This is a genomic window from Mycobacterium sp. 852014-50255_SCH5639931 (assembly GCF_001665605.1).
In the GTDB taxonomy this organism is placed as follows: domain Bacteria; phylum Actinomycetota; class Actinomycetes; order Mycobacteriales; family Mycobacteriaceae; genus Mycobacterium; species Mycobacterium paraffinicum.
Genome location: NZ_LZSV01000030.1, coordinates 1 through 23,623, shown reverse-complemented (window position 1 = coordinate 23,623; position 23,623 = coordinate 1). Strand labels below are relative to the sequence as shown.

Annotated in this window: 21 protein-coding genes and 2 pseudogenes; 7 read left to right on the top strand and 16 right to left on the bottom strand. The window is 67.8% G+C overall.

Annotation, left to right across the window (positions count from 1 at the left end; translation table 11 throughout):
* Positions 1–146 precede the first annotated feature (146 nt).
* The gene (gene mymT, locus A5758_RS25335; protein ID WP_082939337.1) at positions 147–302 is read left to right on the top strand and encodes a metallothionein MymT; all 156 of its coding nucleotides are present in this window, start codon (positions 147–149) and stop codon (positions 300–302) included.
* A 107-nt stretch (positions 303–409) separates the two neighbouring features.
* Here the strand turns inward: mymT and A5758_RS17525 are convergent, their stop codons facing one another.
* The 4 genes from A5758_RS17525 to A5758_RS17510 all read right to left on the bottom strand — a co-directional run bounded on the left by A5758_RS17525 (position 410) and on the right by A5758_RS17510 (position 4,712).
* A complete protein-coding gene (locus A5758_RS17525; RefSeq protein ID WP_067742517.1) occupies positions 410–2,485 on the bottom strand; it encodes a glycoside hydrolase family 3 protein in 2,076 nt (691 codons plus the stop codon).
* Positions 2,486–2,535: 50 nt separating this feature from the next.
* The gene (locus A5758_RS17520; RefSeq protein ID WP_067742495.1) at positions 2,536–3,048 is read right to left on the bottom strand and encodes a TIGR04338 family metallohydrolase; all 513 of its coding nucleotides are present in this window, start codon (positions 3,046–3,048) and stop codon (positions 2,536–2,538) included.
* Positions 3,045–3,794: a DUF2786 domain-containing protein gene (locus A5758_RS17515; RefSeq protein WP_067742492.1), complete on the bottom strand. Its 750-nt coding sequence runs from the start codon at positions 3,792–3,794 to the stop codon at positions 3,045–3,047. Before A5758_RS17515 ends, A5758_RS17520 begins: the two co-directional genes overlap by 4 nt.
* 123 nt (positions 3,795–3,917) lie before the next feature.
* Positions 3,918–4,712 carry an alpha/beta hydrolase gene (locus tag A5758_RS17510; RefSeq protein ID WP_231987347.1) on the bottom strand — a complete coding sequence of 265 codons (795 nt, stop codon included), beginning with the start codon at positions 4,710–4,712 and terminating at the stop codon, positions 3,918–3,920.
* Between A5758_RS17510 and A5758_RS17505 the strand changes: the two are divergent.
* Together A5758_RS17505 and A5758_RS17500 are read left to right on the top strand one after the other, a co-directional pair.
* A pseudogene (locus A5758_RS17505) lies at positions 4,705–5,834 on the top strand (sigma-70 family RNA polymerase sigma factor). The gene A5758_RS17510 and the pseudogene A5758_RS17505 sit on opposite strands and share 8 nt — an antisense overlap.
* Entirely contained in the window at positions 5,831–7,240 is a 1,410-nt protein-coding gene (locus A5758_RS17500; protein ID WP_067742484.1) for an alpha/beta hydrolase domain-containing protein, read from the top strand. Before A5758_RS17505 ends, A5758_RS17500 begins: the two are co-directional and overlap by 4 nt.
* Here the strand turns inward: A5758_RS17500 and A5758_RS17495 are convergent.
* Entirely contained in the window at positions 7,237–8,370 is a 1,134-nt protein-coding gene (locus tag A5758_RS17495; RefSeq protein ID WP_082939744.1) for a dihydrodipicolinate reductase, read from the bottom strand. The two genes, A5758_RS17500 and A5758_RS17495, sit on opposite strands and share 4 nt — an antisense overlap.
* A 108-nt stretch (positions 8,371–8,478) precedes the next feature.
* On the opposite strand from A5758_RS17495, the gene A5758_RS17490 reads away from it, so the two are divergent.
* From A5758_RS17490 to A5758_RS17475, 4 genes are all read left to right on the top strand, one after another.
* On the top strand, positions 8,479–9,303 hold the full coding sequence (locus A5758_RS17490; protein ID WP_067742482.1) for a MarR family transcriptional regulator: 825 nt from the start codon (positions 8,479–8,481) through the stop codon (positions 9,301–9,303).
* A gap of 25 nt (positions 9,304–9,328) precedes the next feature.
* Positions 9,329–10,054 carry a pirin-like bicupin family protein gene (locus A5758_RS17485; RefSeq protein WP_067206637.1) on the top strand — a complete coding sequence of 242 codons (726 nt, stop codon included), beginning with the start codon at positions 9,329–9,331 and terminating at the stop codon, positions 10,052–10,054.
* 34 nt (positions 10,055–10,088) lie between these two features.
* On the top strand, positions 10,089–11,471 hold the full coding sequence (locus A5758_RS17480; RefSeq protein ID WP_067742479.1) for a YhgE/Pip domain-containing protein: 1,383 nt from the start codon (positions 10,089–10,091) through the stop codon (positions 11,469–11,471).
* A 79-nt stretch (positions 11,472–11,550) separates the two neighbouring features.
* Positions 11,551–12,660, top strand: a complete 1,110-nt coding sequence (locus A5758_RS17475) for a phosphodiester glycosidase family protein (protein WP_156622682.1) — start codon at positions 11,551–11,553, stop codon at positions 12,658–12,660.
* On the opposite strand, the gene A5758_RS17470 is transcribed toward A5758_RS17475, so the two are convergent.
* The 11 genes and pseudogenes from A5758_RS17470 to A5758_RS17420 all read right to left on the bottom strand — a co-directional run.
* Positions 12,653–13,327 carry a YoaK family protein gene (locus A5758_RS17470; RefSeq protein ID WP_067742473.1) on the bottom strand — a complete coding sequence of 225 codons (675 nt, stop codon included), beginning with the start codon at positions 13,325–13,327 and terminating at the stop codon, positions 12,653–12,655. The genes A5758_RS17475 and A5758_RS17470 overlap by 8 nt on opposite strands.
* Before the next feature lie 17 nt (positions 13,328–13,344).
* Positions 13,345–14,055, bottom strand: coding sequence for a mammalian cell entry protein (locus A5758_RS17465; RefSeq protein WP_067742464.1), 711 nt, complete (start codon positions 14,053–14,055; stop codon positions 13,345–13,347).
* Positions 14,022–14,576, bottom strand: coding sequence for a mammalian cell entry protein (locus A5758_RS17460; protein ID WP_067206620.1), 555 nt, complete (start codon positions 14,574–14,576; stop codon positions 14,022–14,024). Before A5758_RS17460 ends, A5758_RS17465 begins: the two co-directional genes overlap by 34 nt.
* Positions 14,573–15,544, bottom strand: a complete 972-nt coding sequence (locus A5758_RS17455; RefSeq protein WP_067742462.1) for an RDD family protein — start codon at positions 15,542–15,544, stop codon at positions 14,573–14,575. Before A5758_RS17455 ends, A5758_RS17460 begins: the two co-directional genes overlap by 4 nt.
* Positions 15,541–16,380 (bottom strand): Mce protein, encoded by an 840-nt coding sequence (locus A5758_RS17450; RefSeq protein WP_067742459.1) that lies wholly within the window; start codon positions 16,378–16,380, stop codon positions 15,541–15,543. The genes A5758_RS17455 and A5758_RS17450 overlap by 4 nt, the downstream gene beginning before the upstream one ends.
* On the bottom strand, positions 16,350–17,900 hold the full coding sequence (locus tag A5758_RS17445) for a virulence factor Mce family protein (RefSeq protein WP_067742456.1): 1,551 nt from the start codon (positions 17,898–17,900) through the stop codon (positions 16,350–16,352). Before A5758_RS17445 ends, A5758_RS17450 begins: the two co-directional genes overlap by 31 nt.
* A complete protein-coding gene (locus A5758_RS17440) occupies positions 17,894–19,045 on the bottom strand; it encodes a virulence factor Mce family protein (RefSeq protein ID WP_067206607.1) in 1,152 nt (383 codons plus the stop codon). Before A5758_RS17440 ends, A5758_RS17445 begins: the two co-directional genes overlap by 7 nt.
* A 116-nt stretch (positions 19,046–19,161) precedes the next feature.
* Positions 19,162–20,775 carry a virulence factor Mce family protein gene (locus A5758_RS17435; RefSeq protein WP_067742436.1) on the bottom strand — a complete coding sequence of 538 codons (1,614 nt, stop codon included), beginning with the start codon at positions 20,773–20,775 and terminating at the stop codon, positions 19,162–19,164.
* Entirely contained in the window at positions 20,772–22,364 is a 1,593-nt protein-coding gene (locus A5758_RS17430) for a virulence factor Mce family protein (protein WP_067206600.1), read from the bottom strand. Before A5758_RS17430 ends, A5758_RS17435 begins: the two co-directional genes overlap by 4 nt.
* Complete coding sequence (locus A5758_RS17425; protein ID WP_067742435.1) at positions 22,361–23,401, bottom strand: virulence factor Mce family protein; 1,041 nt, start codon at positions 23,399–23,401, stop codon at positions 22,361–22,363. The genes A5758_RS17430 and A5758_RS17425 overlap by 4 nt, the downstream gene beginning before the upstream one ends.
* Positions 23,398–23,623 (bottom strand): annotated as a pseudogene (locus tag A5758_RS17420) (MCE family protein); the annotation flags it as partial. The pseudogene A5758_RS17420 and the gene A5758_RS17425, both read right to left, overlap by 4 nt.

Sequence of the window (23,623 nt, the reverse complement as noted above, 5' to 3'; positions counted from 1 at the left end):
CGATCAACGCTAGCCGCGCGAGGCCGCACCGGCAGCGACGGTCCGATCGGTATCGGACGGGTCACGTCCATTTACCAGATACCCATGGGGGGTATATAGTGACGATGTGGTCGATCACAGCCGTAAGAGTCACGACAAAGGAATGGATGAGTGAAATGGCAAATTACGAAGCAGGCACCGAACTGACCTGTGGTCACGAGGGCTGCGGGTGCCGCGTTCGCATCGAGGTTCCCTGCCACTGCTCAGGTTCGGGTGAGCCGTACCGCTGCACCTGCGGCGACGAGCTGACCCCGGTCAAGTAGTCCACTGAGGCCCGCGTCGAGTGTGCGTCCAGGGCGGCGACACGCCGGGGAAATCAGCCCTGAGTGCACGGTCAAAGCCGTGAACGCACACTCGATGCGGCCGGGGATCAGCGCCCGAACGTACGACCGGCGAGCTCTACCGCCGCCGTCAGCCGCGGCGCAACCGCCGACGCGCTGACCGCGACCCGATAGCCACCCGCCCTGATGCGCCAGCTTCCCACGCTGCCGTCGTAGCGGGCGAGCAGGCGCGGGTCCGCCTCGATGGTGACGCGGCGGGTGGCGCCCGGCTCGAGTTCGATCCGTTCGAATCCCAGCAACCGCAGGCATTCTCGGTCCGGGGCGGCGGTCAGGTACAACTGCGGGACGTCGGCCCCGGCGCGGTCGCCGGTGTTTACGACGCTGAAGCCGGCGGTCACCGTGTCCCCTCCGGTGACCGTCAGATCGCGGTATGCAAAGTCGGTGTACGACAACCCATGACCGAAGGCGAACATCGGGGCCTCGCCGGCGGTGGCGAACCAGCGGTAGCCGACATCGGATCCCTCGGCGTAGTCGATCGTGCTCGGCTCCCCCCATGGCAGGCCAAGGCCGGGCAGCTCCGGGCGCGGCGTCTGACTCAGGTCGACCGGAAAGGTGATCGGCAGCCTGCCCGATGGATTGACCTCACCGGCAAGGATTTCCGCGATGGCTCGCCCACCCGACTGCCCCGGATACCAGGCCTGCACGATGGCCTGGACCGAGTCTCGCCAGGGCATGCTCGCCGGGTTGCCGGTTTCGAGCACCACGACGGTGTTGGGGTTGGCGGCCGCAACGGCGGAGATCAACGCGTCCTGCCCCCAGGGCAGCGACAGGTCCGCGATGTCGAAGCCCTCCCCTTCGGCGCGGATCGCGAACACGATGGCGATGTCGGCGCGCCGCGCCGCGGACTCGGCTTCGGCGGGACCGACGCCGGGGTCGAACTCGATTTGGGCACTGGGGAATTGCTTTCGCAGCTCATCCAGCGGGCTGGACGGCAGCAGGTGCAGCTTGCGCAGCCCGGCCTCCAGCCCCGAGCCGCCGATCGGGATGACGGCCGCGTAGCCGCCCGGCGGGACGACGGCGCCCGACCCGTAGCCGGCCGGCACCCCGACGTGGGCATATCCGCCGATGACGACGATCCGGGCGGTCGACTCCGGCGCCAGGGGCAGCAGCCCGCGGTTGGTCAACAGCACGATTCCCTGCCGGGCGATCTGCAATGCGATCTCGTTGTGCGCGGCCATGTCCGGTGCGGGCGCGGCTTCGGCCCGGTCGACGCCGACCGCGAACATCGACCGCAGGATCCGCCGGACCATGTCCGTGAGGCGTTCGTGGGTCAGCCTGCCGTCGGCATGGGCGGCCCGCAGCGGCTCACCGAATGTCTCCGACCGCCACAGCAGCGCGTCGATCTGCGCCCCGCACTCTTGGTCCAGCCCGGCCAGCGCGCACTCCCAGGACGGCGTGGCCCCCCAGTCGGACATGACCCAGCCCCGGTATCCCCAGGCACCTTTCAGGACCCCGTTGATCAGGACGTCGTTGGCGGCGGCGTAGGTTCCGTTGACCTTGTTGTAGGCGGCCATCACCGCACCGGGCCGCGCGCGCTCGATGGCGATCTCGAAGGCCAGCAGGTCGGATTCGCGATGCGCGTCGGGGTCGATGACTGCGTCCAAGAAGTGCCGATTGGTCTCGTTGCAGTTCAACGAGAAGTGCTTGACCGTCGAGATCACACATTGCCGCTGGATGCCGTCGATCGACTCCGCGGCGATAGTCGCGGTCAAAAGCGGGTCCTCGGAGAGGTATTCGAAGTTGCGTCCGTTGCGCGGGTCGCGCGCGAGGTTCATGGCGCCGGCGAGCTGCACGTTGAACCCGCGGCTGCGGGCCTCCCGGCCGATCACCTCGCCTGCGGCGCGGGCGAGTGCCGGGTCGAAGCCGGCGGCCAGCGCGAGCCCGGCGGGCAGCGCGGTGGCCGTGTCGCCCGGGCGATAGCCGGGGTTGGTCACGCCCAGCCCGGCATCGCTCATCAGCAATGCCGGCACGCCCAGCCGCGGTACGCCGGGGACGTAGGCGGCGCTCATCGGAGCGCCTGGCGGGATGCGCTCGTCGCGCACCGGCCACATTTCACCGGCACCCATCACCCCGACCAGCAGCGCGAATCGCTCGTCGTCGGTCATCCGGGCTTCGACCTCGCGTGCTCGGGCGTCGGCGTCGCCGCCGAACGAGCTCACCGCACACCCTCTTTCGCGTACACGACGCGCAGCACGTGCCCGAGTTCGGGGCCCATCACCAGCTCCGCGAGCTCGCAGAACGTCGCGACGAACTCCGGGCCGTGTGGGGGCTCGGCCTGGCACAGGTGGTGCGCGACTTCGTGGAGCACCACCAGCTCGCGCAGCGCCCAGTCGGCGGTGTCGCGGTCGGGGACCGCGATAATGCCTGCGCCATCACGAAATTCGTAGTGGGCCGCGGTGGCGGCCCGTCGCGGGCGCACCCGCAGCGGCGGGACGGAGGGCCACCGCCGGCGCACCGCCGGCAACGCAAGCACCTGGTCAACATAGCGCTGGGCGGCGGAGACCGAGCCGAATCGTCCCTCCGGCGGCAGCGTGAGCTGCGTGCCGAAGAAGTCCACGGCGCGCGACCCGTGTTCGGCGGCACGATCGAACAGCGTCCGGACGAACTCCTCGGCCGCGTACACCTTGGCCCGCTGGGAGTCCCGCTTCGCGGACTGCCGCGGGCTCACCGGCCCAGCGGGGTGCGCGCTCCGGGCAGTTCGGGGCTGTTGCCCAGCCGCGCCCGCCGACCGGCGCGGTCGCCGGCGCGCCGCGCCGCCGAGGAATAGCCGGCCGTCGCCCGGCTCACCTGATAGGTGCCGCGCGCCTTCGACGCACTCCGGTAATAATCGTGCAGCTCGACATCCTTGTCCCGCAACGCAATAGCGGTGCCCGGCGGGCGCCTGCGGTCCTTGGTGGCCTCGCGTCGGGCCTCGTCGCGCGCCTCCGCCAGGCGCTGGCCCACCCGCGCCCCGAAGGCCAGCTGGAAGTTCAGCCGCGCGGTGATGGTCGGCGTGGGCCGGTGCGCACCCGACGCGAGGTAGGCGTCCGACGCCCTCACCATCTGGACGACCAGGCTGGCGTACAACGCGTGCGTAGCGTCGATGTCCTCGGCGAACCCGTAGGCGTAAACGAACGTCGAATTCGACGCCACATCACAGCGCACGTCGTTGGCCAAGGCGATCAACACGAACAGCTGCACATACGTCCGCAATCCCTTGGTGCCCGCGTTTCCGATGGTGATGGTGCGCTGGATCGGTGCCTGCGCCGGCGAGCGGTCGGCGGCGTGCGAGCGCGCCACCGCCAAGTCGATCGAGGCCGCCGTCGCCAACCGCTGCGCGGCGCTCATGAAGGCGTCCGCCTCGTGCGTGTTGTCGGTGCCTTCGGCCTGACGCAACAGTGCGGCGATGCGGGCCAGCATTTTGTCGTCGGTCATCTGCGCCGCTCTCCCCCTCGTCGCTTCGCGGCAGGGGGTACCCCCACCCCATCACTTCGTTCCGCATCGTCGCCGGCGCGGGTCATATGCGCCAAACTACGGGAGCGATCCGACACTTTCGGCTCAGAGCCGGGCGGTGATCCACGAGACCACGTCGCCAAGCACCTGGTCGCGCTCCGGCTCGTTGAAGACCTCGTGGTAAAGCCCCGGGTAAACCTTCAGTTGCACGTCGGTGGAGCCCACGCACTCGACCAGGCGCCGGCTGCCTGCGACGGGGATCAGACGGTCGTCGGAGCCGTGCACCACCAGCAGAGGCGCCGTCAGCGCCGGCGCCCGCTCCGGCATCGTCTCGCCGACCTGCAACAGGGCCCGACCGATGCCGGCCGGGACCTTGCCGTGGTACACCAGCGGATCGTTCTTGTAGGCCTTCACCACCGCCGGGTCCCGGGAGATGGCGTCGACGTCGAGCTCCTGGACCGGCAGGCCGGGCACCAGGGCGCCGAGCACGCGGGCAGCCAGCACCATCAGCGGCGACACCTGATCCTGCGCCGCCACGGCCGGCCCCGACAGCACCATCAGGTCGTAGTTGTCGGGGCGTTCCACGCCGTAGGCGAACACGATGGCGCCGCCCATGCTGTGCCCGAGCACGACGCACTTGAGGCCGGGATGCTCGCGGGTGGCGATCCGGACCAGGCTGTCGAAGTCCGCGGTGTACTCGGAGATGTCCCGCACCAGCACCCGCTTGCCGCCCGAGCGGCCGTGCCCGCGGTGGTCCAGCGCGTACGTGACCAGGCCCGCCGCGCCGAAACGCTGCGCGACGTGGTCGTACCGGCGCGCATACTCGCCGAGACCATGCGACAGGACGACCACCGCGCGTGCCGGGGTGTCGGGTGTCCAGACGTCGTAAACGATGCGCACGCCACCGAATCCGTCGAAGTTCCGTTCGGCTCGGTTCACTGCACGGTCCTAGTCATTACGGGCAGCGTAATGGCTCCCGGTGCAGGTCGCCCTGCCAGACACTGTCGTAGGCTCATGCACGTGGGGCTGCTTGCGCAAAACACCGCGAACTCCGACCTCGACCCGGCGGTCGGCGGCAATTTCTCGGCGCGTGCCGAGCCGTACCGCCGTGAGCTGCTCGCCCACTGCTACCGGATGACCGGGTCGTTGCACGACGCAGAGGATCTGGTTCAGGAAACGTTGCTGCGGGCGTGGAAGGCCTACGACCGCTTCGAGGGCAAGTCCTCGATGCGGACGTGGCTGCATCGCATCGCCACCAACACCTGCCTGAGCGCCCTGGAAGGGCGGCAACGCCGACCGCTGCCGACCGGCCTGGGCGGCCCGAGCGCCGACCCGACCGCCGAGCTGCAGGAGCGCCGCGAGGTGCCCTGGCTCGAGCCACTCCCGGACCTGACGAACGACCCGGCCGACCCGTCGGTCATAGTCGGGTCACGCGAGTCGGTCCGGTTGGCGTTTGTCGCGGCGCTGCAACATCTTTCACCACGACAGCGGGCGGTGCTGCTGCTGCGCGACGTGCTGCAGTGGAAGTCCGCCGAGGTCGCCGCGGCGATCGGCACGACCACGACCGCCGTCAACAGCCTGCTGCAGCGGGCCCGGTCCCAGCTGGACGCCGTCGGGCCCAGCGCCGGCGACCGGTTGGCGGCACCGGATTCGGCCGAGACGCAGGACCTGCTCGATCGCTACATCGCCGCCTTCGAGACTTACGACATCGACCGCCTGGTGGAGCTGTTCACCGCCGAGGCGATCTGGGAGATGCCGCCCTACACCGGCTGGTATCAGGGTGCGCGGGACGTCGTCACCCTCATACATCAGCAATGCCCCGCCGAGTCACCCGGCGACATGCGCCTCTTGCCGCTGGTCGCCAACGGCCAACCCGGCGCCGCGATGTACATGCGCGCCGGGGAGCGGCACGTCCCCTTCCAGTTGCACGTGCTGGACGTGCGCGGCGACCGGGTGTCACATGTGGTCGCGTTCCTCGACGAGAAGTTGTTCGCGAAGTTCGGGCTGCCCGATTCGCTATGACCGACCCGCTCGACATCACACCCGCACCCGGTCGGCCCCTGCTGCTGTTGGGCGCTTTCGACCTCGCCGACGTGGGTTACCGCGCCGAGGAGTTCTTCGTCTCGGGGACGGCCACGTCCTACGCCCCAGCGGCGGAGCTGGAGTCCGACGGGCGGTGGAGCGTAACGCCCTCCGCGACAGCGGAATACACCACCCGCTTGGTGGTGCTGACACCCGCCGATCCGGCGCTGTTCAACGGGACGGTGCTGGTCGAATGGCTCAACGTCAGCGGCGGCCTCGACGCGCCGGCGGTGTGGATGATGGCGCACCGGGAGATCATTCGCGCGGGCTACGCGTACGTCGCCGTCTCGGCCCAGCGGGTCGGGATCGACGGTGGCGCGAGTCTGCTCGGGGTCGACATGTCGCTGAAAAGCCAGGACCCGACGCGCTATGCGCCGCTGCACCATCCGGGTGACGCCTTCTCCTACGACATCTTTTCTCAAGTCGGCGGGCTCATCAAAAGCTCCCGCGCCACAGTGGTTTTGGGCGACCTGCGGGCCCGGCACGTCATTGCGTTGGGCGAGTCGCAGTCGGCGATGTTTCTCACCACCTACGTCAACGCGGTCGACCCGCTGGCCGCGACATACGACGGCTTCTTCGTCCATTCGAGGTTCGGACCCGCCGCACCACTCGACGGAAGCTCCATCTTCGACGAAACCGGCGCACCCCAGGCCGTCGCGTTCCGGCCGGACCTGCGGGTGCCGTTGCTGACGATCATCACCGAGACCGATCTCTTCGGTGGCGCACGGGAAGGCTATTACTTCGCCAGGCAATCCGACAACCGATGGCTGCGGGTCTGGGAGATTCCCGGCGCCGCGCACGCCGACAACTACACCATCCAGGTGGCGCCGATCGACAGCGGCTCGGCACCGCTCACGCACCTCGTCGCCGCCTACGCTCCGACCAACGTGCTCTTGGGACAACGTTGTTCGCATTACATCAACTTCGCCCCGCAGCACCACTACGTGGTACAGGCGGCGCTCACCGCGCTGAACACCTGGGTGGGCACCGGTGCGCCGGCGCCCAGCGCGGCGCCCATGCAGGTGCGCGATGCCTATGGACCGCAACCCGTTCCGGACGCCAACGGACTGGCGCAGGGCGGCGTCAGAACGCCGTGGGTGGACGTGCCGGTCGCGCGAACCTGCGGACTCGGCGGCGACGAGGGCGTCATGGCCGGGCTCTTCGGCTCTGGGGAACTCTTCGACGCCGGCACGTTGCGCCGGCTCTACCCAGGGGGAATGACGCAGTACCTGGAACGCTTCACCGCCGCCCTCGATGCGTCGATCAGCAGCGGGTTCATCCTCGCGGCTGACCGGGCCGAGATCCTCGAGCTCGCCGCCGCCACCTATCCCGGCGACCGGCCCTAGAACAGGCGGCTGTCCGGCGGCGGTCCCGCCACCGGGCGGACCAAGCCGGCCCCGGTGATCAGCGGTAGGTCCAGCGCCGAGAGCAGCCCGGGTGGGGCCGCGCACACCGCGGGGATGGCGTTGACCATCCGCGAGGCGCCGGCGATGCGTGCACCCAGGTCGTGGTCGTGGTCTTCGGCCATCTCGAATTCGCACCGCATGCTTGGGGATCCCTCGATCTCCACCCGATACAGGCCGCGCCCGGAGGCGGCCCCATAGCCGAGGTCCTTCGGCGGGATCGAGATGTTCGGCTGCGGCCAGTCCGGCGCGACGTCGTCGCGCATCCGGGTCACGTGGTCGAGGATGAAAGTTGGCTTGCCGCCGACGTATCCGGTCAACGTGGAGCGCATGGCCGCGATGGTCCCGGCGGCGATGTGGCCGGTGGGCGTGTCGAAGGACTCGGTGGCGGGAATGCGTTCGTTGCTTTCCTCGATGTTGTCGATCTTGACCCCCAGGCCGGCGGCGAGCTGGTGCAGGACGGGCCCCCAGCCGAAGGCGAACATCCCGGGCTGGGCCGCAAACGCCTGGTACTCCGGCGGCTTGCCGAACCCGAGGATCTCGTACACCGCCGCCCGGTCCGGATACGTGGCGTAGTTGAACATCTCCGTCATGCGCACCGAGTCGATCGACCGCGAAACCCCGGTAAGCACCAGCGGCAGAACGTCATTGGCGAACCCGGAGTCGATGCCGGTCATGAAGAACGACGCACCGCCGTCGCGCGCGGCCTGCCGCAGCGGGTCGGTGAAAGCGGCGTCAACCCCGTCGGGAAAGACCAGCGGCACCACCGAACAGGACACCACGTTCTTACCGGCCCGCAGGATCGAGACCATGTCCCCGACGGCCTCCAGCGGTCGCAGGTTGGCGCCGGCGGCGTACACCACCGCCTCGGCCTCGCCGGCGAGCAGCTCCGCCGGGTCCTGGGTGGCCACCACCCCGACCGGCCCGGTCCCGCACAGCTCGCCCGCGTCGTGACCCGCCTTGGCATCGCTGTGCACGACGAGATCGACCAGCTGCAACTCCGGGTGGTCGATCACGCCGCGCAGCGCGATCACCCCCATGGAACCCGGCCCCCACACTCCCACCTTGATCATGACGGATTGTCTCCTAATATTAGGACGATTATCCTTGTATTTTGGACGGATCGTAGGGAGGTGCGCATCGGTACGTCAACCGCCAAATCGCCGCCAACCGGCCGTGTGATGGATGTGCTTGCCGCGCTTGCGGATTCCCCGCGGGGGCTGGCGTCGGCTGAGCTGGCGAAGCGTTGCGCGATCAGCACCTCCACCTGCGCCCTGGTGCTGGCCGAGCTGGAGGGGCGAGCCTGGGTGGCCCGGCGCGAGGATCGCCGGTACGTGCTCGGCAGCGGCCTGTTCGGGCTGGTGCACGGGCTGCGTGAGCAATTCCCGTTGCTGGACCGCGGCCGCGAGGCGCTGCGGTTCCTGCACGAGGCGCTCGGCGCCGGCTGCTCGATGTCGAGAATCGGCGGCCGCCACCTGACCACCGTCGACGCGGTCGGCCATGGCACCGACGGCGGGCAGGCGGTCGGCCAGCGCTTCCCCATCGACCCGCCGTTCGGCCTGGTCGCGATGGCCTGGCGCGAGGACGACTTGGTCAACGCCTGGCTGCAAAGAGTGCTGCCGCGGCTGACCCGGTCGGAAATCGCGGAACACCAGCGGGTGCTCGCCGCTATCCGCGCCCGTGGCTACGGCGCATGGCGCTTCGACGACACCCATCAGTCGCTGCACAACCGGCTGGCGGATGTGCTCGCGTCCCTGGAGCCGACGACCCAGGTCACCCGCCAGCTCACCACCCTGATGACGATGGTGACGCTGCAATCGATCACCGATACCCTCGAAAGCGATTTGGCGGCAGCCGAATTCGTGGTCCTGCCGATTTTCGGGCCGGACGCCCAGCCCGAATACCAGATCGAGATCCACTTGGGCCGCGCCGCCAGGCTGACCCTGCCCGAGCTCGACGCCGCCCTCCGGCATGCCCAGGGGCTGCTCACCGCGACGGTGGCCTGACCGCTCCGCCGATTAGGCTGACGACATGGCAGCCCACGTGGAAGTCCGTCGCGCGGACACGCGGGCCGTCACCACCACGCCCTGGCTGACCTCCCGGCACTCGTTCTCGTTCGGCGACCACTACGACCCGGACAACACCCACCACGGACTACTCCTGGTGAACAACGACGACATCGTCGCGCCCGGAACCGGATTCGACACGCATCCGCACCGGGACATGGAGATCGTGACCTGGGTCTTGCAGGGTCAACTGGCACATCAGGACTCCATCGGCAACCGCGGCGTCATCTATCCGGGCCTGGCCCAGCGCATGTCAGCGGGCAGCGGAATCCTGCATTCGGAGAAGAACGATTCATCCACGGAGCCAGTGCATTTCGTGCAGATGTGGGTGGTGCCCGACGAGGCCGGCATCGCCCCGGGGTATCAACAGCACGAGATCGACGCGAAGCTGTTGGACGGCACACTCGTGACGATCGCCTCCGGCATCCCCGGGCGAGACGGTGCGATCGCCCTGCACAACCGCAATGCCGCGCTGCACGCCGGGCGGTTGCGGACCGGCGACCAGGTGAGCCTCCCCAAAGCGCCCTACCTGCACCTATACACGGCCCGGGGCGCGGTCACCTGCGAAGGCGTGGGCGACCTGCAGGAGGGTGACGCCGTTCGGTTCGCCGACTGCGCCGGCCGACGAGTGACGGCGAACGAGCCATCGGAACTACTGGTCTGGGAGATGCACGCGAAGCTCGGCGACTGAGCCCATAGAGTGGGCGTGACAGACAGGAGCCGGCATGTCTCAATCGCGACCGCAACACGCGGCGCCCAACCCCAACCGGAACATCAAGGCGGTCCGGACCGTACGGTTCTGGGCGGCGCCGCTCGTCATCACGCTGGCGCTGATGTCGGCGTTGTGCGCGCTGTACCTGGGCGGCATCTTGAACCCGATGACCAACCTGCGGCACTTCCCCATCGCCGTGGTGAACGAGGATGCCGGGCCGGGGGGCGCGGAGTTGACCGGCCGGTTGGTGAAAGGGCTGGACAAGAACAAGTTCGACGTCCGCGTGCTCACCCGTGACGCGGCCAGGCATCAACTGGAGACGGGTCACGTGTACGGTTCGGTGCTGATACCGCCGAGCTTCTCGTCGAAGCTTCGGGACCTTGGGACGAGTGCGGTGCTGCCCGGTCCTGCGGAACGGCCCGTGATCACGATTTCGACCAATCCGAGGGCCGGCACGCTCGGCGCCAGCATCGCCGGCCAGACCCTGAACATGGCGATGGGCGTGGCCAATGGCGAAGTGGGCGAACGACTTCTGGCTCAGGTCAAGGCGCAGACGGGCGGCGCCCCGCTCGCCGGGGCCGCCGAAGAGGGCCTTTCCTCTCCGATCGAGATCGAGTCGACTGTGTACAACCCGCTGCCCGACGGCACCGGCAACGGGCTGTCGGCCTTCTATTACGCGCTCTTGCTACTGCTGGCGGGGTTCACCGGCAGCATCGTGGTCAGCACGCTGGTCGATGCGTTACTCGGTTACGTACCGGCCGAATTCGGCCCGGTGTATCGCTTCGCCGAGCAGGTCAGAATTTCGCGCTTCCAGACCCTGCTGCTCAAGTGGGCGATCATGGTGCTGCTGGGGTTGCTCACCTCGGCCGTTTACGTGGCCATCGCCCACGGGCTCGGCATGCCCATCGACCTCGGCTGGCAACTCTGGGCGTACGGGGTGTTCGCGATCGCCGCGGTGGGCATCACCTCCAGCTCGCTGCTCTCGGTGCTGGGCACGGGCGGCCTGCTGGTCAGCATGCTCATCTTCGTGATCCTCGGGTTGCCGTCGGCCGGCGCCACGGTCCCGCTGGAGGCGACGCCGCCCTTCTTCCGCTGGCTGGCCGAATTCGAGCCCATGCATCAGGTCTTCCTGGGCGCTCGGTCGCTGCTGTACTTCAAGGGCCATGCGGATACGGGGATATCGCAGGCGCTGATCATGACCTCGATCGGCCTCGTGATCGGCCTGCTGCTCGGCGGCGTCATCACCCACCTGTACGACCGCAAGGGGTACCACAGGATCCCCGGGGCGGTCGAGACGGCGATCGCCATGGAGCACCAGGCCCAACACCAGGCGCGCCAGGGCAAGCGCGAGCGGACGATCGCCACTGAGCCCGAAAGCTCAAGCGAGGAAACGTAATTCGAACGCCGCCCAAGCGTCATCCGCCCGTTATTTAGATTGACAGTGTTACGGATGTGGCTGATGATGTTGGTGTTGCATCCAGATCAGGGCGGAAAGGGCGATCGTGCTGACCCGACGCGCCGGCTTGCGCCGGCTGGTTTCCGGCTGCACCGCCGCGGTTGCGTGGGTCGCCCTGGCGTGCACGACGGGACAGCCACTCGCGCACGCCGCCGACGGCCGCGATCTGCTGGCGAACGCCATCAACACCACCAAGGGTTCCTACCTGGTCTATAACTTCGGCCCCGGTCACCCCGCGCCGATGCTCAACGCCGGCGGTAGCTGGTATGAGATGAACAACGGCGGCCACCTGATGATCATCAAGAACGCGGCGGGACGGCTCTCGCCCCACCTGCTGGTCGACACCCATCGGGGCGATCAGGCCCGCTGCGAGAACAATCCGGGGGCCCGCACCGGCGAGGGGCTCTGGCAGGCATCGGAACTCTATGCGCCACTGCAGGCGTGGCAGCGGATGGGCCAACCGACGATCGCGATCAACGCGAACTTCTTCGACGTGCGCGGGCAGAAGGCCGGCTCGTGGCGCCAGACCGGCTGCAGCTCACCGCTGGGCGCCTTCGTGGACAATACCCACGGCCAGGGCCGAGCCAACCAGGCCGTCACCGGTACCGTCGCCTACCCCGGCAAGCAGGGCCTGTCCGGCGGCGGCGAAAACTGGAGCGCCCTGACGACGATGATCCTGCCGTCTAGCGGTGCGCCGTATGTGGTGTGGCCCAAAACCAAGAGCGACTACGATTCCGCGACTCCGGTGGTCGAGGATCTGCTGAACAAGAACGAGCGGTTCGTGGCGGTATCCGGCATCGGGCTGTTGGCGCCCGGCCAGACCGGGCAGCTGCACGACAGTGGACCGAGCGCCGCGCGAACGGCTCTGGCGTACTCGAGGCAGAAGGACGAGATGTACGTCTTCGAGGGCGGCAGCTACACGCCGGACAACATGCAAGACCTGTTCCGCGGAATGGGCAGCGACAACGCCGTGCTGCTCGACGGGGGCGGGTCGTCGGCCATCGTGTTGCGCCGCGACACCGGCGGCATGTGGGCCGGCGCGGGCTCGCCGCGGGGAAACTGCGACACCCGGCAGGTGCTCTGCGATTCGCACGAGCGGGCGCTGCCCAGCTGGCTGGCCTTCAACTAGCCCGGCCCAAGCGGAATATCAAGAGGCTGGCCGCCACCACCGCCGCCGTGACGGCGAACACGGGTGCGACGACGAATCGTGACATCGTCGCACCCAGGAACGCGCCGGCACACATCGTCAACACGACGCCCAGACGCAACGTTTGCCGGTCGCCCGTGCCGCCGGCCAGGCGGCTGTCCAGACCGAGGCTGACGATCGTCGACGTCAGCACCGTGGTGGACAGCTCCTGGATGCCGAACTGGCGGGCGCTCGAGTGCTGCAGACCGAACGTGACCGCCAGGATGCCGATCATGATCAGCTTGGTGTTGTCGTGATACCGCAGGGCCCCGGTGCCGGCCAGCACCGCCAACGCCACCAAAAGGGTGATCTCCGTTGACAATACGGTCGTGATCCACCGTAACGTCCGGTCGGCGAAGTGCCGGGATATCCGGCCGCTGAGGATCGTGGTGCACACGAAGGTGGGCAGCGCGACCACGACCGCCGTCAGGTCGATGCTCGTCCTGGGCGCCAGCCAAAAACCCAGGAAGATAACGTTTCCCGTCATGTTGGCGACGAACACGTGGCCGAGCACCAGGATGCTGATCGAGTCCGCCAGGCCAGTGGCGAAGGTCAACAGCAACAACGCCGCGACGGTCGATCGCTCCGACACCGGCGAGGTAACGGCCATGGTCGCAGCTGACCGCGTTAAACGTGCGGCGTCAAATCCAGCGACGTGATCGTCGTCATCCTGGTCACCAGCCAGCGGCTCTTCGCACGCTTCAGGAACAGCCGGTAGGACAGGTACTTCAGCGACGGCACGTTCTTGGTCAGCGGGCTGGTGGACGTGGTGTTGGTGTACACGATGACAACGGCATTGGCATCGTCGATCGTCTCGACCGCCGCGCCGGTGACATCGGTGTGGTTGGTGATCTTGGCCTGCTTGTTGGGGGCCACGATGGCGTCGACGAACTTACGGTATTGCGCCTCGAAATCCCCACTGAGGTAGCGAGACGCGCGGTCGGCGAGGGTGTCCATGTTCTCCGGCGTGTACGTCCACAAGGTGGTGATCGCGTCGGCAGCGGTCCGCGCCACTTTGAGTTTCGTCGCCGCGGCGGCCCGATCGCTCAGATACGGCTGCACCACCGCGCCGGCGAACGCCGCCGAACCGACGAACAGCAACGCGGCCACGACGACGGTGATGGCCAGCCGCTTGCCGGCGAGCCATTTGCGTCGTTTGCGACCGCCGGCTTGCGCCTCCGCCGGCTCGGCGTCACCGCTTTCGGTCGTGGATTCCGCTGCGGCAGAGGAGTCTTCGTCGGCGTCCGCCGTCTCGGCGCGCTCCTCGGGCGCCGGCTCCTCTGCGGCGGCGCTCCCGTGGGCGGTTAGATCACCTGCTGCAGGTTGCTGATCTTCCACTGGCTTCCTTCCTGCGTCGCGGTCGCCGTCCACCGATTAGCGTTTTCCCAAACTTGTTTACCGTCCGGCGATTTCGAGCTGACCGAGGTGGCCACGATGATGGTGGCGCTGCCGTCGTCGTTCCATCGCTCCACCCCCGCGTCCAGGACGGTGCCGGTGGCCGGTTCGGCCCGGGCCACCTGCAGCAAGATCTCGTTCGCCTTGTCGCGGTACTCCTTGGCGAAGTCGCCGGTCGCCTGGGCGAGTACCCGCATGACGTAGTCGTTGGCATGGAATGGATCGATGGAGGTGAACTGCGTCATGAAGCCGGTCACGTAGCTGAGCACCTCGCGATTCTTCGACGCGGCGCGCTCGCGGCTTTGATGGTTGATGAGCATCAGGGTGCACACCGTGATCGCGGCCGTCATGACGAGCGCGGCGAGGGCGGTGGCCAACGGCAGGCCCCACGGGCGCCCCGGCGGCACCGGGTGCGCGACCAGCAGCGGTTCCTCACCCGGCTGAAACTTGCGGCGGGGGCTCATTTTCCGTTCCCGGGCGGTTTGGGCTTGGTGAGCACCGTGAGATCGTCGACGAGCCAACGGCCGCCGCCGGCTTTGACGAAAGTCACCCGAACGGTGGCGGAGATGTAGCGTTCATCGGGCGCCGCGCCGCGCCGCCCCTGCATGAACATCAGCATCGTCGCCCGATCGGGCGACGCGGACTGGATCGCGTGGTCGGTCACCCAGTACTCGTTGATGACCGGGTTGCCCTTCTGCACCATGTCCTGCTGGTCGGCCAGCTGCTTCCGGTATTTGTCGGTCGCCAACGACAGGGCGCGATTGAAATCGTCGTGCAACGATTTCGGGTCGTAGGTCAGCATCTGCGCGACGATCTTCGGGCCCTGCGTGTCGAGCTGCGCGCGCGTTTGGTCGGTGGCCCGATCCCGTGAGAACACCGCCGCATAGCTCATCACCGCACCCGCGAGGCAAAGTCCCGCCGCGCCCAGCACCACCACCGTCGTCCACCGCCGCACGTCGAACGCCGGCTCGGCCGATTCCCGCCGCCGCACTTCGGTGCGCAGCAGCATGTCGGCGAAGGTGCGGCGTCCCGAATCCCACAGGGGCCAAAGCCATCCCACCACCGATACGGTGTCGAGCAGGTGCGCCAGGTCCCGCAGCAACAGCCCCCACGGCCCGATGGGTTCGCCGTTGCGACGCACCACCGCGATGCGGAACAGAGCCCGTCCCACACTCCAGCCGGTGACTGTCGGCAGCAGCAGCCGGTTCACCAACACGAGCAGGACGACAACCCCGATGACCGCGATGCACAGCCACCACCACACGCCGCCGGCCGGAACGGTGAAACCGGCCAGCGCCATCGTCGCCACCACCGCAGTACCGGGAAGGACGTCGACGGCGAGCGCGCCGGCACGAACATGCCACGGCGCCAACGCCTTCCGCGGGGACTCCTGGACGGCCGCGGCCGGTGGTTTCTCGACCACCACCGTCACTTCGTCACCTGGTCGAGCTTGGCTATCTTGTATTGCCCTTCGGCCTGGGCCATCTTCACGCGCAGGCGGTACCCGGTTTCGTTCTGTGTCTGGTCGTTGGCGACCTTGACGCGGACCGCGACGAGCACCTCGACCGAACCATCGGGGTTGTTGCGTTCGACCGCCGCCCGCATGTCGGACACCTGGACGTGAACGTTGGCGGCCTGATACGCCTGGACCAGCATGCTGGTGTAGAGCAGGGCTTGCGAGCGGAAAGCGTCGGTGCCGCAGTCGATGATCTTCTGCTCACTCGCCGCCATCGCGTTGGTGTCGGGCGCCTGGGTCGCCGAAACGCAGTCGACGGCCGCCTTGAGCGCCGCGGCGTCGTTGCGGGCTATCGCCTGGCTTTCGTGGTGGTAGCGCAACGCGAAATATCCACCGGCGCCGACGCCCGCGGCGCAGAGCACGAGCACCGCCGCGATGCCGGCCAACCAGCCGCGGCCCAACCGCGACGGACCGCGTGCGGCGACCGCCCCGGGCTCGGCCTCGGATTCCGGCGGCTCGTCGGCGGCGGTCTCGGGACCAGCCTCCTCGGTGGCAGCCTCGGGTTGCGCCGCGGCTGCCTCGCCGGCCGACGGCTCCTCGGCCGTCTCCGCTTCGTCGATCGAGCCCGTCCCGTCGGCGATGGTCGCTTCGGTGGCGTCCTCGGGTTCGGCCGAATCCTCGGCCGTCACGTCGGGATTGGTCGGGTCGGCGGCGATCGCCGGGTCCTGGTTCTTCGGACGCCGTCTGCGCAGACGACGAAACTTCGGCATGGGTGGGGGGTTCAGCCGGCTGGCGCCAGCATCTCCTTCCATCCGTCGTCTCCTGTTCTGGCCGAGTTTTCGACGGAGTATTTAACTCCGTCTGGCCCTACCAGTTGACCGCTTTGGGGACTATAGACCGCCACGGGAGGTCCACCGGGGGTATAGACACACGGGTTGGGCTGCTGGCCGTTGCACTGCACGGTACCCGACCCCGGCCGCGACAAGGGGTCGCTGGTCGGCGGAGGCGTCCCCGACACCCGGTCCGAGGGTGCCGGGTTCAGGCCGGTGTCGATCGACGGCGCCGGGATAACCTGACCAGGTTTCACCGGCTGGTCACAGCGGGCCGCGGGCGCCGGGCAGGTCACGATCTGGTTGGGGTCGCCGTACCAGGGGTTGGTCCCGGCCGGGACGTACGGGTGCGGGTCGCGGCATTCCCGGGGGGTGGCCGCCCGCTTCCCCTCGATGTCGGTACAAGGGATGTTGCGCGATCCGCGCACGCTGTTGGCCGGGGTGTCCATCGGAATCTTGCAGTACGTGCCCGACGGCAACGGCTGCAGGCTGGTGTCAGCCGGGGACCGCCACTCCGATGCCGGGATGAAGCCGGTCAGACACGGCGGCGGTTGGTTGATCGACAACGCCAGGTCCAGTGCCGCCATGTTGGGGAACGGCGCGGCTACCGTCTGGGCGATCGACGCGCCCTGCGGCAGGAACACCAGGACCTGTTCCAGGCCGGTGTGGTAGCGCTTGAGCAGGTCGAACACCACCTCGAGGTTCGCCAGCGTCTGCGGCAGCGAATCCCGCACGTCGTTGAACACCTCGTTGACCTGATCGGCCGTCGGCGCCGCCTGGCGCAGCACGCTTTTCACGTGCTGGTCTTCCTGCGCGGACTGCGCGCCCAACTTGTTCAGGTTGCGCGCCCAGCGTTCGATGGCATCGCCCGACTTGACCTGGCTGTCCAGCACCCCGCCCGAGTTTTGAATGATGTCGTTCACGTCGGTGATGTTGGTCTTGAAATCGCCGACGATCGCCTGCGTGGAGTCCACCAGCCGCTGTAGGGCGGGACCCAGCCCACCCACGGATTGCGCGGTCTCATCGAGCAGTTGGGCGATCTTGTCCTTGGGCAGCACGGCGAGCCCGCGGTTGGCCGTATCCAACGCCGGCCCGATCTCGGCGGGCACCGTGCCCTTCGTGATCGTCTGACCGTCCGACAAGAACTTGCCCGGGTTCCCGGTCGACTCCAGGTCCAGGTACTGCTCACCGACGGCCGACACCGAGTGCACGTTGGCCGTCGCGTCGGTCGGGATCTTGTAGCGGCTGTCGATGCTCATCGTCGCGTTGGCGCCCCGCTCGGTCGGCTCCACGTCGGTGACCTTGCCGATGGTTATGCCGCGATACGTGACGTTCGCCGTCGGATACAGGCCGCCCGACGCGGGCAGGTCGGCCTTCAGCGTGTACCGCCCAATGCCCACCAGGCTCGGGATCTGCAGGTAATACACCCCGAGCACGAGCAGCGAGATGACCGTCAGGATTCCGAACGCGATCAACTGGCGTCTGATGAAAGGAGTCAGCAATTCCTGTCCCCCCTTTCCACCAGTGGCCCACCGGGCGCGTCATTCGGGTTCGGCGTGTAGCGGACGTCGGGGATCATCGTCTCGGGATCACGCCCGAACGACTGCTCGAGCGCTCGCAGGGCCCCCGACAATCCGGTGCCGGTGAGGAACGCGTTGTCGACGGAACTGTAGGTCACGTCGAGCGTCAGCGAAATGTTGATGTAGTCACCGCGGAAGATCTTCGGCACGGTGTCGATGTCGAAGGGCTGCGTCAGGATCAGCTTCAGCGCGCCGATCAGATACGGCGAGCCCTTGCCCAGCTCTTTGAGCGGACACTGCAGCGCCTGCAGGTCGGTGTGCAGCGGACCGCGGGCTTCCGACAGGTACTGGTCGGCGGCCTGGCTGAGTCGTCCCACCGAGTCGACGGCGTTGATCAGCAGGTTCTTGGTGTCGGCGAAATGCTTGATCAGCGGCGGGATGTCGGTGAGCACCCGATCGAGGACGTCGGCCCGGGCACCCACGTAGGTGAGCAGCCGGTTGGTCGAGTCGATCGCGTGGGTGATGTCATCGCGCTGCTGGTTGAGCTGGTCGGTGAAGGTGTCCAGCTTGCCGAGGAACGACCGGATCGCCTCGCCCCGCCCGTTGAAGATGTTGTAGACCTCGTTCTGCAGCACCTCCAGGTTGGGGATGCCGCCGCCGCGCAGGATCAGCGAGAGGCTGGCCAGGGTCTGCTCGGTGGTGGGATACGACGAGGAATTCTTCAGCGGAATGGTGTCACCGCTCTTGAGCAGTTCCTGCGACGGGTTCGGCGGTGAGGCGAGCTCGACGTGCTGGGAACCCAGCAGCGAGGTCTGGCCGATCTTGGCGATGGCGTTCTTGGGCAGCTTCGTGTTCTTGTCGACACCCAGCGTCAGGGTGGCGATCCAATTCTTCAACTGGATGGACTTGATCGACCCGACGAAGACGTCGGCGACCATCACCTTGCTGTTGCCGTTGATCGCCAGGGTGTCCGGCACCTGCACGTAGATCGTCATGGCGCCCGAGCCGCTGCCCGGGCCACCGGGCATCGCGACGTTGGAGATCCCGCGCCAGCCGCACGAGCTCAGCACCAGCGCGGCCACCAGCAGGACCATCGCCTGCCAGGCCCGGCGGCGAACCAGACTCATTGCGCCCCTTACTGGCCGTCGGTTCGGCTTGCTCCTCGCGCCTACCGCGCTCGTCCCGCGCCTCACTGGCCGTCGGTTCGGCCTGCTCCTCGCGCCTACCGCGCTCGTCCCGCGCCTCACTGGCCACCCCCGAAGTCAGTCGGCACCGCCGGCCCACCGGCGTTCGGCGCGGGCGCCGCGACCGGCGCCGGCGTCGGGGCCACCGGACCCGGGGCCACGCCCGGTCCGGGCGGCGGCGGCTGGATGGGCACCGGCGCGTTCAGGCCGATGGGCGGCACGATCGGGTTCTCGTCGTATGCGTTCGGCGGCCCCGGCGGCGTCTGCAGGTTCGACTGGACGGGCGCGATGTTGGGGCCTCCCATGAGCTCGGCCAGCGAGTCCGGGGTCATCAAACCCGCGGTGATCGGCCCGACCTGCTGGCCTTGCATCCCGGGCGCGACGATCCAGCCGGGCTGGGTGTTGCGGTGCGACGTCGGGGTGTCCGGGACCCAGATGCCGGGCACGGTGGTGTCCTTGTATCCGTTGGGCGGGTGCAGCCGATCTTCCGAGTAGGCGACTTCCTTGGGCAGGGTCTCGGCGGTGCTGAACAGGTTCGCGCCAAACGGCAGGTAGTTGAACTTGATCGCATCGAGGATCGGCGCCAGGTATTGCGCGCACAGCTCGGCCGACTCCTGATACCCGAGCCGGCTACCCGCCTGGATCGAGCTGCAGATGAACTGCATCGGGTTGGCGAAGTTCGTGATCGCCGGGATGGCGACCACCGACCCGTGCGACGGGTGATAGATCTGGTTGATGTTCGCCGCGGCCGTCGGGAGGACGTGCAGCGCGGTCTCCAGCCCGTTCAGCGGGTCCGGCTGCAGGATCGTGTTCGTCACCGTCGCCAGGTTGTTGATGTCGTAGGTCAGCACCTCGCGGTTCTTGTTCAGGAACGGGCGCACGGTGGACAGCAGACCGTCGAACTGCTCGATCGCGTTCGAAAGGTCGTGGTCGTTGTGCGCGAGCCGCGTGGTGAAGTCCGCCAGGTTCTCATTCAGCGCGACGAACTGCTGGTCGTCCTTGTGTAGCGCGTTGACGAACAGCGCCAGGCTCTTCACCACCGCGAAGAAGTCGCCGCGCCCCTCGTTCAACGCGGTCAACGCCTGCGACAGGTTGCTCAGCGTCGTGTTGAATTCCTTGCCCTTGCCGGCCAACCCGTTGGCATAGGACTCGATGACCTCACCGAACGGGCCCGTCGGCTGCTCGGGTGTGGGGCCCAGCTTGGAGATGATGTTCGTGATGCTGTTGCGCAGCTGGTCCCACTCCACCGGAACCTGCGTGCGCTCCTCGGGGATCACGGCGTTGTCGGCCAGCACCGGCCCACCCTTGTAGGCCGGTTCCAACTGGATGGCCCGCGACGCCACCAGCGTCGGGTTCAGGATCACCGCGTTGGCGTTGGCGGGAACCCGGTACTTGTTCTCGTAGTGGAAGGTGACCTTCATCTTGTCGCCGGCGGGCTCGATCTTGTCGATCGCGCCGACCCGCAACCCCATGATCTGGACCTTGTCCCCCGGGTAGAGCGCGTTGGCCGCCGGGAAGTAGGCCACCACCGTGTTGTTGGTCAGCTTCTCGTAGAGCCGCCAGCCGACGAACCCGACGACCAGGGCCAGCACGATCACCAGCGACCCGAGGATGACGGTCGCCCGGGTCAGCTTCGGTAGCCGGATGTTCCGGATATCAAAGGCGGTGCTCAATTCTGGCTACCTCCCCCGGCAGCGCCGCTGCCTCCCGATCCGCCCGGGTTGATGAAGGGTGCCGGCAGTTGCTCGCCGGGTCCGGGTGGCGCCGCCGGTCCCGGCGGGAACCCGGGCGCGAACGTCGACGGCGGCGGCGTCGGTCCGGCCGGCGCCAGGTTCTCGGTGCGCGCGCCCGGCGGTGCCTGCGGCGGCAGCGGCACGGGCGTCCCCGGGACGTCCGGGACCGGGTCGCCCGGCCGGCCGGCGATCGGGATGCCCGGGGTCGGCGGCAGACCGTTCGGGTTCGGTGGCGAGGTCAGCACGTCGACCGGCGCCGGGAAGCCCGGGCCGCCGAACGGTCCGATGCCCCCACCGGCGCACGGCAGCGGATTCCACGGCCGCGGCAGGCCCTCGTCGCCGACGGTGACGTTGCCGCCGGGGTTGGCCGGGGTGTAGGAGCATGGCGATCCCGGCGGGACGGCCGGCCCCGGGTGCTCCGGCGTGCCCTCCAGCACCGGGGGTGCCGGTGGCGGTGCCCCGTTGGGGAATCGGGTGCCGTTGGGGTCGGGCCACCGGAATTCGGGCAGTCCGGCGCTGCGCCAGAAGTTCTCCGGGTCGATGCCGCGCTTCTTGAAGGCGGCGTCGACCCACGGCTGGATGATCTGGTACAGCGCGAGGTTGTGCAGGACCACCTTGAAGAACGGTCCCGATGCGATGGCCTCGTTCAGCGACGGCAGGAACTTGCCGACCTCGGTGAGCCCCGCAGCGACGTCGTCCTTGCGCTCCTTCAAGATGTCGCTCACGGTGCGCAGCTGTTCGAGCACGTGGTTGAGGTTCGGGTTGTCGTTGATGAAGCCCTTGACCTGTTCGGAGAAGGCGGCGACGTTCGCCAACAACGCATTGATGGCTTGGCCGCGTTCGTTGAAGGCGGCCAGCAACGTCTTCGTGTTGACCAGCAGGCGATCGACCTGCTCGCTACGGTCACCGAGGACGCTGGCCACCTGGTTGGCCTGGGCGAGCAGGTGCTTGACCTGCTCGTCGCGCTTTCCGATCGTGTCGGAGAACTTGGCGACGCCGTCGAGCGCCGCGCTCAGGTGCGGATAGGTCTGGTCGATGGTCTGCGACAGCACGTGCAGCGATTCCTTGACCGTGTCGATGTTCCAGCCCTGGGCCGCCTTGGTGACGTCGAAGAACGCGTCGTAGATCTGGTAGGGCGTCGTGCTCTGACCAATCGGTAACGAGTCTCCGGGCCTCAGTTGCTGATTGCCTCGGGCCTCGACGTCCAGGATCTTCTTCCCGAGGATGGTGTCGGTCTTGATCGCCAGCCGGCTCTCGGTGCCGATGGTTGCGGTGCCGAGATTGAATTTGACCAGGATGTGGTCGCCCTCGATATTGAGCGCCTCGACCTTGCCGACGTCCACACCGGCGATTCGCACCTTGTCACCGACACCGATACCCCCGGTATCGGTGAATTGGCCGTAGTAGTGCGGTTTGGCCATCAGCATCGGCACGCTCGTGAAGCTTTGACCGACGCCGATGACGAGCAGCGTCACGATGATGCCCATCAGCCCGATGCGAACCCGGTTGGCCGGTTCCAGTGTTCTCATTGCGGCGTGCACCTACCCGTCGGCTGCTGGAAAAGCCGGACCGTGCGGACCGGGCCGCCGGCCTGCAACCCGTTGATCTTCAGCGTGATGTCGCAGGCGTAGAAGTTCACGAAGTCGCCGTAGGAGCCGATGGCGCGCCCGATCATGTTCAACGCCGTGGGCACCTTCTTGAGGAAGTCGTTCAGCTGATCGCGCTGGTCGATGAGCGGCTGCTGGACCGCATCCAGATAGTTGAGGGTGTTGTGCAGTAGCCCGCGGTCCTCCGCGAGCAGGTCGGCGACCGTCCCGGCCGCGTTGCTGATGTGCGCGGTGCCGCCGGCCAGCTGGTCACCGTGGTCCTTCAGTCCGGCGATGAGGACCTCGAGGTTGTTGACCGTCTGGTCGAACTGCTGTCGGTGGCGAACCGTGGTGTCCAGCACGATGTTCAGGTTCTTGATGACCTCGCCGATCGCCTGGTCCCGCTCACCCAGCTGGTTGGTCAGCTGCGCGGTCTGGTCGAGGATGTCGTTGATGGTGCCGCCCTGACCCTGGAACACGGTGATCAGAGACGTCGCGATGGTGTTCACCTTCTGCGGGTCCAGCGCCCGGAACAGCGGTTTGAAACCACCGATCAGGGCGTCGAGGTCGAGCGCCGGCGAGGTCCGCGACGTTGGGATGAAGCCGCCCGGCGGCAGGACCTTCTCGGCGCCCTCACCTTCGCCGCGCTTGAGCTCCAGGTAGCGGTTACCGATCAGGTCGAGGTACCGGATCTGCGCGGTCGTCGACTGGTACAGCGGCACCGAGCGGTCGATGTTGAACTCGACCCGCGCCCGCTTGCCGCCGTCGATGACCTTCACGGAACTGACCTTGCCGATCTCGACGCCGGAGGCGCGGACGAATTGGCCGGCCCGCAGCCCGCTGACGTTGGTGAAGTCCGCCGAGTAGCCGTTCGTCCGGTCAAACCGCATCTGGCCGAATACGACGACGATCATCACAGTGAAGACCAGCAGCACGAACGAGAAGATGCTGAGCCTGACGATGGTTCCGGTGATTTTCATGGGTTGATCGTGTTATCCCCTACTTGGCGGCCCCAGACGTATTCGATGGCGTATGGGGACCCGGTGTCGAGGTGGTTGTACGGCGCGAGGCTGTTGCCGCTGTCTATCACCAATTCGGGTGCGGGCCACAGGTCGTGGGTGATCTGCTGCCAGCAACCGGGGGCGCCCCCCGGGCCGCCGCGCGCGTTCACCCGCGGCAGGTTTTCCGGGTAGGTGTACGGG